The organism is Streptococcus sp. k-378 (assembly GCF_013277505.1).
Lineage (GTDB): Bacteria > Bacillota > Bacilli > Lactobacillales > Streptococcaceae > Streptococcus > Streptococcus pseudopneumoniae.
The window spans coordinates 1-8,813 of sequence record NZ_VMNC01000043.1; the positions used below are offsets into that span (position 1 = coordinate 1).

Sequence of the window (8,813 nt, forward strand, 5' to 3'; positions counted from 1 at the left end):
GACTTAAAATCCTGCGATTGGTAACGATCGTACCGGTTCGATTCCGGTCTTCGGCATAATATAATGAGCACCCTTAGCTCAACTGGATAGAGTACCTGACTACGAATCAGGCGGTTAGAGGTTCGACTCCTCTAGGGTGCATTTTTCTATTTAACTCGGGAAGTAGCTCAGCTTGGTAGAGTACTTGGTTTGGGACCAAGGTGTCGCAGGTTCGAATCCTGTCTTCCCGATTCATTACAGAGATATGTGAGTGTGTATTTTTAAAACTAGATATTATATACATTAAGAGGGAATCAGTTTGGTTCTCTCTTTTTTGAATTTCAGTAATTCATTTTGGTAGCGTATACTTTTTGTCTCCAGTCTTTTCAATAAATACCGTAGTTTAGGTAACCACATTGAAATTTAACAGATTTTATATTAAATTGAATTTGGAATAGTATAACATCTCTTCTAAAATATTGTTATAAATTGATTTGGATTCCAAAATTAAATTGTTCGATTCTTATTTTATTTTATTATATAACTCTTATAAATTTAGCCTCCTATAAATTTTTAAGAAAGCAATAGAAGGGTTTTGTTCAACGTATAATATATGTGTTTGCCTGATAAAAATTTCTACTTTTTTTGATTTTAAATAAGTATTAGTTTACATTATGGTGTGAATTGGGTTTGATATCTCTTTTGAGGAAGTTGCCTTAGATTTTTCTAATTGTGTTTTATTGTATAGTGTATCTTGCTTGTTTTGAACATAATTTTTTATGACATTTGTCATATTTTCTAGTGACAGAAGCTTCTATCTCCTCTGATTTCAAAAGACTATAATTGTAGTACCAAATGGAGGAAGAAGAGATAAGAAATAAAATGATTATCGCTGTAAGTCTAGTAGCAGCAGGAGTTATGACCTATCTCATGTTTTCGGGATTGGATGAGGATTTCTATCATTTTCCTTGGGAGGTCTTTGCTGGATTTGGAATGATGTCTTGGCTTGTTAGAGAAGGTTTGAAATTAGTCGGAGATGTGAAAAAGGAGTTTGAGGAATGAAAAAAGCGATTATCTATCTCTTTATTGGTCTGTCACTCTTGGTATGGTTGGTAGAAATGTTTACAGGTTGGTTTGATCAAGACTTCCTTTACCAATTCATCCGTGGTGCTTGGGGTTTTGGATTTATGATTTTCGTCGTTTTCCCTATGGGAATGGAGTGATTGAAAGGAGAATATTATGAACATGATTAAGGTACAAGGCTTACATAAAAACATCAAGGGTAAGGCTATTTTGAAGGATATTTCCTTTGAGATAGCTGAAGGTGAATGTGTTGCCATGATTGGGCCAAACGGAGCAGGAAAGACCACACTCTTGGACTATTTGCTCGGAGATAAATTGGTCTCCAGCGGTCAAGTATCTATTAAAGGTTTACCAGTAACGAGTTCTCAGTTAGACTATACAAGATCCTACCTCCCTCAAGAGAATGTAATCGTTCAGAAACTAAAGGTAAAAGAGTTGATTGCTTTCTTTCAAAAAATTTATCCAAATTCCTTGAGCAATCAGGAAATCGATCAACTATTGCAGTTTAATCAGCAACAAAAAGAGCAATTTGCAGAAAAATTGTCAGGTGGGCAAAAGCGTCTCTTTTCTTTCGTCTTGACCTTGATTGGGCGACCAAAGCTTGTCTTTTTAGATGAGCCAACTGCTGCCATGGATACCTCTACCCGTCAACGTTTTTGGGAAATTGTTCGGGACCTAAAAGCGCAAGGAGTCACCATTCTCTATTCCTCCCATTATATCGAAGAGGTAGAACATACAGCTGACCGGATTTTGGTTTTAAATAAGGGAGAGTTGATTCGTGATACGACGCCTCTAGCTATGCGTAGCGAGGAAATAGAAAAGCATTTTATCCTTCCTCTAGCTTACAAGGAAGTCATTGAGCAGTCTAACTTGGTTGAAAACTGGTCACAAAAACAAGATGCTTTGCAAGTAGTTACACGTGAAGCGGATGCTTTTTGGCAACTGTTAGTGCAAGCAGGATGTAGGATTCAAGAAATTGAAGTCAATAATCGTAGCTTGTTGGATACAATCTTTGAAGAAACACAAAAGGGAGATGACTAAGATGAAACGATGGATCGCACTAAACAAGATAGAATTTCTATTGACCAAACGGCAATCAGTCTATTATTTATTATCAGTAGGGATGCCGACGGCCTTCTATTTATTCTTTTCTGGCATCTACCAGGACACACCAGGTGGACCCGCGAATTTTATGCGCGACTACCTCATCTCCATGACGGCTTTTTCCATGATGTCGACCGCTATGTTTTCATTCCCAGCTGTTTTACATACCGATAAGATCAACAACTGGCAGAAAACATTGCGTCATAGCCCTGTAAATATGGTAGAATATTATCTATCAAAGATAACAAGTATGCTGGTTGATTATTTGGTCTCAATTCTGGTTGTTTTCTCAGTTGGGCATTTTGTAAGAGGTGTGGATATGCCTTTAGCAAGCTGGGTTGGAGCTGCGATTTTGCTGATTATGGGAAGTATTGCTTTTGTAGCACTTGGCTTGACCTTGACTCTCTTACCAACTAGTCAGCTGATGTCTGTTGTGGGCAATCTTCTTTATCTAGGATTGGCTGTTTTAGGCGGACTCTGGATGCCCATCTCTTTATTTCCAGACTGGATGCAAGCAGTCGGTAAGTGTCTCCCGACCTATCAATTGATGGAGTTGCTCAAGACCTTCTTAAACGAGGGTGGCATCAATCTATCAGCCACAGTTTATTTACTTGTTTTTTCAGCAGTTTTATTTGGTTTGACTATTTACCTTCAAGGTCATAAGGAGAATGCTTAATGCTTGAAAGACTGAAAAGCATACACTATATGTTTTGGGCCAGTTTGATTTTTATGCTTTTTCCCATCCTACCTGTAGTGATTGGGGAGCTTCCTGCCTGGCATTTATTGGTTGATATTCTATTTGTAGTGACGTATTTGGGTGTTTTAATAACTAAGAACCAGCGCCTATCTTGGCTTTTCTGGGGGATCATGCTGGTCTATGTAGCTGGGAATACCGCCTTTGTTGCTGGGAATTATATCTGGTTTTTCTTTTTCCTTTCCAATCTCTTAATTTATCATTTTGGCGTACGTAGTTTAAAGTCTTTACATGTATGGACATTTCTCCTTGCTCAAGTCCTTGTTGTGGGGCGACTTTTGATTTTTCAGAGAATCGAAGTTGAGTTTCTAGTCTATATGCTTGTAATTCTTACTTTTGTCGATTTGATGACTTTGGGCTCGGTTCGAATTCGCCTTGTCGAGGATTTGAAAGAAGCTCAGGTCAAGCAAAATGCCCAGATAAATCTATTGCTTGCTGAAAATGAACGCAGTCGTATCGGTCAAGATTTGCATGATAGCTTGGGACATCCCTTTGCTATGCTTAGTGTTAAAACTGATCTAGCCTTGCAGTTATTTCAAATGCAGGCTTATCCACAGGTGGAAAAGGAATTAAGAGAAATACAGCAAATTAGCAAAGAATCAATGCGTGAAGTTCGAACCATTGTGGAAAATCTTAAGTCTAGAACTTTGACATCCGAACTAGAGACTGTGAAAAAGATGTTAGAAATTGCTGGAATTGAGGTGGAAATAGCTAATCAATTAGATACTGCTAGCCTTACTCAAGAATTGGAGTCAACGGCTTCCATGATTTTGCTTGAGTTGGTGACCAATATCATCAAACATGCCCAAGCGTCTAAAGTCTACTTAAGATTAGAACGGACAGAGAAGGAACTCATTCTAATAGTGAGAGATGATGGCTGTGGCTTTACTTCTATAAAGGGGGGTGACCTCCATACAGTCCGAGAACGTGTCCTTCCATTTTCGGGAGAAGTAAGTGTAATCAGTCAGAAACAACCGACAGAAGTTCAGGTTCGACTACCTTATAAGGAGAGAAAATAGATGAAAGTATTAGTCGCAGAAGATCAAAGTATGTTGCGAGATGCTATGTGCCAGTTGCTTGCCTTTCAAGCAGATGTAGAGTCTGTCCTCCAAGCCAAGAATGGGCAAGAAGCAATCCAACTATTAGAAAAGGAGTCTGTAGATATCGCCATCCTTGACGTAGAAATGCCTGTTAAGACAGGTCTCGAGGTTTTGGAGTGGATACGATCAGAAAAGCTAGAAACAAAGGTGGTTGTGGTGACGACCTTCAAGCGTGCTGGGTATTTTGAACGTGCGGTCAAGGCTGGAGTGGATGCTTATGTATTAAAGGAACGAAGCGTTGCAGACCTCATGCAAACCTTGCACACCGTCCTCGAAGGACGCAAGGAGTATTCGCCTGAATTGATGGAAGTGGTGATGACGCATCCCAATCCATTAACAGAACAAGAAATCGCAGTCTTAAAGGGAATTGCTCAGGGTTTCTCTAACCAAGAAATTGCAGATAAACTTTATCTATCCAACGGAACAGTCCGAAACTATGTCACTAATATTCTTTCGAAACTAGATGCAGGTAATCGAACAGAGGCAGCTAATATCGCGAAAGAATCTGGTTGGTTGTGATACTATCATAACGCGAAAACCATTATGTGTTAAAATTATTTAATCAAACAATTTGTAACTTGAGGGGGCTTAGTTTCCTCCTTTTTGTGGCTCTAAGGTGGTAGCAAGGAGCTAAACCTAGGCTTTCTATGAAATTTTTTCAATCAATCCTCAAAAAACACTTGAAAGTGTTTACAATTAGTGATAGAATGGAATAGGTAAAAATATGAAAACGAAATTTTCACATCTTCACTTTTGTAAGTAGATATAGAGCTTTAATCGGTGCCTCTACTTGTAAAAGAATGTGTGGGATAGAAAGGACAGGAAAAGGAATGAATGCAGATGACACAGTAACCATTTATGATGTCGCTCGTGAAGCAGGTGTTTCCATGGCGACGGTCAGCCGTGTGGTTAATGGCAATAAAAATGTAAAAGAGAATACCCGTAAAAAAGTGTTAGAGGTAATTGATCGTTTGGATTATCGTCCAAATGCAGTTGCGCGTGGTCTTGCAAGTAAAAAGACAACCACTGTTGGTGTCGTGATTCCAAATATTACCAATGGTTATTTTTCGAGTTTGGCTAAGGGGATTGATGATATTGCAGAAATGTACAAGTACAATATTGTCCTAGCTAATAGCGATGAAGATAACGAGAAAGAAGTTTCTGTTGTCAATACCCTCTTTTCAAAGCAGGTAGATGGCATTATCTTTATGGGGTATCACTTGACAGATAAAATTCGCTCAGAATTTTCGCGTTCACGTACTCCGATTGTTCTCGCAGGAACTGTGGATGTAGAGCATCAGCTTCCAAGTGTCAATATTGACTACAAACAAGCTACGATTGATGCAGTGACCTACCTCGCTAAAGAAAATGAGCGCATTGCTTTTGTCAGTGGTCCACTAGTGGATGACATCAATGGTAAGGTTCGTTTGGTTGGCTACAAGGAAGCTTTGAAAAAAGCAGATATTCCTTATAGCGAAGGATTGGTATTTGAATCTAAATACACTTATGAAGATGGCTATGCCTTGGCAGAGCGCTTGATTTCATCAAATGCAACTGCAGCAATTGTAACAGGTGATGAGTTGGCGGCAGGTGTCTTGAACGGTTTGGCTGGTAAAGGTGTGTCAGTACCAGAAGAATTTGAGATCATTGCCAGTGATGATTCGCAAGTCTCTCGCTTTACCCGTCCAAACTTGACAACTATTGCCCAACCTCTTTATGACCTTGGTGCCATTAGTATGCGTATGTTGACTAAGATTATGCACAAGGAAGTGTTGGAAGAGCGTGAAGTTCTATTATCTCATGGATTAACAGAACGTAGCTCAACACGAAAACGTAAATAGAAAAAATCAGGGAATCGAGAAGATTTCCTGATTTTGTGCTCTTAAACAAGAGATGTTGACTTAATGAATACCATAGAGCGGACTAGGCGGCTGGTTAAAGACTGCGCAACACACTGTTTTGAACTTGTAGATAGAACTGACGAAGTCAGCTCAAGTCCCTGCTTTGAGCTTGTGGATAGAACTAACGAAGTCAGCTCAAGTCCCTGCTTTGAGCTTGTGGATAGAACTAACGAAGTCAGCTCAAGTCCTTGTTTTGAGCTTGTGGATGAAACTGATGAAGTCAGCTCAAGTCCCTGTTTTGAGCTTGTGGATAGAACTGACGAAGTCAGCTCAAGTCCCTGCTTTGAGCTTGTGGATGAAACTGACGAAGTCAGCTCAAGTCCTTGTTTTGAGCTTGTGGATGAAACTGATGAAGTCAGCTCAAGTCCCTGCTTTGAGCTTGTGGATAGAACTGACGAAGTCAGCTCAAGTCCTTGCTTTGAGCTTGTAGATGGAAGTTGACGTGGTTTGAAGAGATTTTTCAAGAGTCTTAGCCTTCCATATAGTTTTTCAAAGCTTGCCCTGTTAGTCCGGCATTGAGGGCAATGAGGAGTTTCAAGCGGGCTTTTTGGGCGTTGAGTTCTTTAATAAAGAAGACACCAGATTTTTGTAATTGCACGCCCCCACCCTGGTAGGCATAAACAGGTTCTGCTATACCGTTAAAGCATCGTGATACCAGAGCGACTGGGATTCCTTTTTGCAGAAGGTTTTCTAATTTTTGAGCCGTTTCTTTGGGAATATTACCAGCTCCGAAGGCTTGGATAATCAAACCGTCCAAGTGTTCCAAATCCAGCATATCAATCAGCTCATCTGTCATACCAGCATAAGCAGAGATGATAGGGACTAATCCTTGTATGTGATCAAGGTCAAAGCGAACACGAGGTTCAGCTGTTTTAAAGTAGAGGATTTCCTGTTTCATAATCAGACCAAGGGGACCGTGAGTAGGAGTCTGGAAGGTACCGGCATTGGTCGTATGTGTTTTGGTAACATACTTGGCAGCGTGGATCTCATCGTTCATAACAACCAAAACTCCTTTGTCAGCAGCCCTGTCATCGCTGGCCACTCGTAAAGCACTTAGGTAATTATAAACACCATCACTACCGAGCTCATTGGAGCTGCGCATGGCTCCTGTTAGAACGATGGGCATGTGGGGAATTTCCATGGTATCAAGGAAATAGGCTGTTTCCTCTAAAGTATCGGTTCCGTGTGTGATCACCACCCCATCGTAATTATCTGCTTCCTCTTTGATTTTTTGGTAGAGAGCCAGCATATGCTTGGGTTTGATATGGGGGCTTGGCAGATTAAAAAAGTCCAAGGCATGAACTTGGATTCCTTCAAGTGGGTTGGACACATGATTCATAGGATTATCTGAACTCGTCACAACAGCGCCAGAAGCATCGGCCTGCATGGAAATAGTCCCACCCGTATGTAAAACAAGGATTTTCTTAGGCATGATTTACTTACTCTTTCTGAAATGTGGTATAATCATTGTATCACAAAAGGGGAGATTGGGATAGGATGGAAGTCAAAGCTGTTTTTTTTGATATCGATGGAACACTAGTCAACAATCGCAAGAGTGTTTTGAAATCCACTAGGGACGCGATTAAGATTGTTAAAGAACAAGGGGTGCTTGTCGGTGTAGCGACAGGGCGAGGACCTTTTTTTGTTAAGGAATTGATGGACGATTTGGACCTGGATTTTGCGGTAACCTATAATGGCCAGTACATCTTTACTAAAGACAGAGTCTTGTTCACGAGCCCTATTTCCAAGTTGCACTTGCGCCATCTAATTAGCTATGCTAAAAAAGAGGGGAAGGAGATTGCCCTAGGGACCAAGGATGCCATGCTGGGTTCTAAAATCATGTCCTTTGGTCTGGGTTCTTTTTCCCAACGAATCAGTCGCTTCGTTCCCTCTGTTTTAACCCGGACGGTGAGTCATTCCTTTAATCGTATGGTCAGCAAGGTTGTTCCCCAAAAGGAAGAAGACCTGCTTCATCTGATGAATCAGCCTATCTACCAAGTTTTGATGCTGATGACGCCAGAAGAATCTGAGAAGGCGGCAGCTGATTTTGAAGACTTGAAATTGACACGTAGCAATCCTTTTGCTGCGGATGTCATCAATCAAGGAAACTCTAAATTGGAAGGCATTCGACTAGTCGGGAAAGAATATGGCTTTGACCTCAACCAAGTCATGGCCTTTGGAGACTCGGACAATGACCTAGAAATGTTGGCGGGTGTCGGTATGTCTGTGGCTATGGGAAATGGTAGTAGCAGTGTCAAGGAAGTTGCCAAGCACATTACCACCAGCAATCAACAAGACGGAATCCACAAGGCCTTGGAACATTTTGGTGTTTTGGCTTCAGAAAAAGTCTTTGTCAGCCGTGACTATCATTTCAATAAGGTCAAGACCTTCCACCATATGATGGATGAACGAACTCAAGAAGAACCTCGAGCTTGGGATTTAGAAGGTGCAACCCATAGGGCTGGCTTTAAAATAGAAGAATTGGTGGAGTTTGTTCGAGCTGCCAGCCCTTCTGAAGAGGACTTTGGTCAAGCTCTATCGCAACTTCATCAAGCTCTTGATAAGGCAGCAGATAAAGTAGCTAAGAAGACGCCTGCTCAGCAAGATTTGATAGGTCAGGTGGATGCCTTGATTGACACGCTTTATTTCACCTACGGTAGTTTTGTCTTGATGGGGGTGGATCCAGAACGTATTTTTGACATTGTCCATCAGGCTAATATGGGGAAAATTTTTCCAGATGGCAAGGCTCATTTTGATCCAGTGACCCACAAAATCTTAAAACCAGATGATTGGGAAGAAAAATATGCTCCAGAACCTGCTATTAAAAAGGAACTGCAGCGCCAGCTCAAGGCTTATGAGCGTCATAAAGAGAGAAATAATACTCAATGAAAA

Annotated in this window: 10 protein-coding genes and 2 tRNA genes; 11 read left to right on the forward strand and 1 reads right to left on the reverse strand. The window is 40.8% G+C overall.

All coding sequences use genetic code 11. The features are described from left to right. Positions 1 to 67: 67 nt before the first annotated feature. From HT719_RS05090 to HT719_RS05135, 10 genes are all read left to right on the forward strand, one after another. Positions 68 to 141 (forward strand) — tRNA-Arg (locus HT719_RS05090). Between the two features lie 15 nt (positions 142 to 156). Continuing rightward, positions 157 to 230: transfer RNA gene (locus HT719_RS05095), tRNA-Pro, on the forward strand. A 604-nt stretch (positions 231 to 834) separates the two neighbouring features. After that, the gene (locus tag HT719_RS05100) at positions 835 to 1,041 is read left to right on the forward strand and encodes a hypothetical protein (protein ID WP_007284993.1); all 207 of its coding nucleotides are present in this window, start codon (positions 835 to 837) and stop codon (positions 1,039 to 1,041) included. Beyond that, positions 1,038 to 1,202 (forward strand): hypothetical protein, encoded by a 165-nt coding sequence (locus tag HT719_RS05105; protein ID WP_000709172.1) that lies wholly within the window; start codon positions 1,038 to 1,040, stop codon positions 1,200 to 1,202. The genes HT719_RS05100 and HT719_RS05105 overlap by 4 nt, the downstream gene beginning before the upstream one ends. 16 nt (positions 1,203 to 1,218) lie before the next feature. Then, positions 1,219 to 2,103 (forward strand): ABC transporter ATP-binding protein, encoded by an 885-nt coding sequence (locus HT719_RS05110; protein ID WP_172928454.1) that lies wholly within the window; start codon positions 1,219 to 1,221, stop codon positions 2,101 to 2,103. A gap of 1 nt (position 2,104) precedes the next feature. Continuing rightward, the gene (locus HT719_RS05115; RefSeq protein ID WP_050302891.1) at positions 2,105 to 2,842 is read left to right on the forward strand and encodes an ABC transporter permease; all 738 of its coding nucleotides are present in this window, start codon (positions 2,105 to 2,107) and stop codon (positions 2,840 to 2,842) included. Then, positions 2,842 to 3,939 (forward strand): sensor histidine kinase, encoded by a 1,098-nt coding sequence (locus HT719_RS05120; RefSeq protein WP_172928456.1) that lies wholly within the window; start codon positions 2,842 to 2,844, stop codon positions 3,937 to 3,939. Before HT719_RS05115 ends, HT719_RS05120 begins: the two co-directional genes overlap by 1 nt. Next, positions 3,940 to 4,539 (forward strand): response regulator transcription factor, encoded by a 600-nt coding sequence (locus tag HT719_RS05125; RefSeq protein ID WP_023937639.1) that lies wholly within the window; start codon positions 3,940 to 3,942, stop codon positions 4,537 to 4,539. It begins immediately after the preceding gene. Between the two features lie 311 nt (positions 4,540 to 4,850). Beyond that, positions 4,851 to 5,861, forward strand: a complete 1,011-nt coding sequence (gene ccpA, locus HT719_RS05130) for a catabolite control protein A (protein WP_050208778.1) — start codon at positions 4,851 to 4,853, stop codon at positions 5,859 to 5,861. 63 nt (positions 5,862 to 5,924) lie between these two features. Further along, positions 5,925 to 6,362, forward strand: a complete 438-nt coding sequence (locus tag HT719_RS05135) for a hypothetical protein (RefSeq protein ID WP_172928457.1) — start codon at positions 5,925 to 5,927, stop codon at positions 6,360 to 6,362. A gap of 28 nt (positions 6,363 to 6,390) precedes the next feature. Here the strand turns inward: HT719_RS05135 and HT719_RS05140 are convergent, their stop codons facing one another. Beyond that, positions 6,391 to 7,353, reverse strand: coding sequence for an asparaginase (locus tag HT719_RS05140; protein ID WP_172928459.1), 963 nt, complete (start codon positions 7,351 to 7,353; stop codon positions 6,391 to 6,393). A gap of 65 nt (positions 7,354 to 7,418) precedes the next feature. Between HT719_RS05140 and HT719_RS05145 the strand changes: the two genes are divergently transcribed. Beyond that, positions 7,419 to 8,810: a Cof-type HAD-IIB family hydrolase gene (locus HT719_RS05145; protein ID WP_000453149.1), complete on the forward strand. Its 1,392-nt coding sequence runs from the start codon at positions 7,419 to 7,421 to the stop codon at positions 8,808 to 8,810. The last annotated feature ends 3 nt before the right edge of the window (positions 8,811 to 8,813 follow it).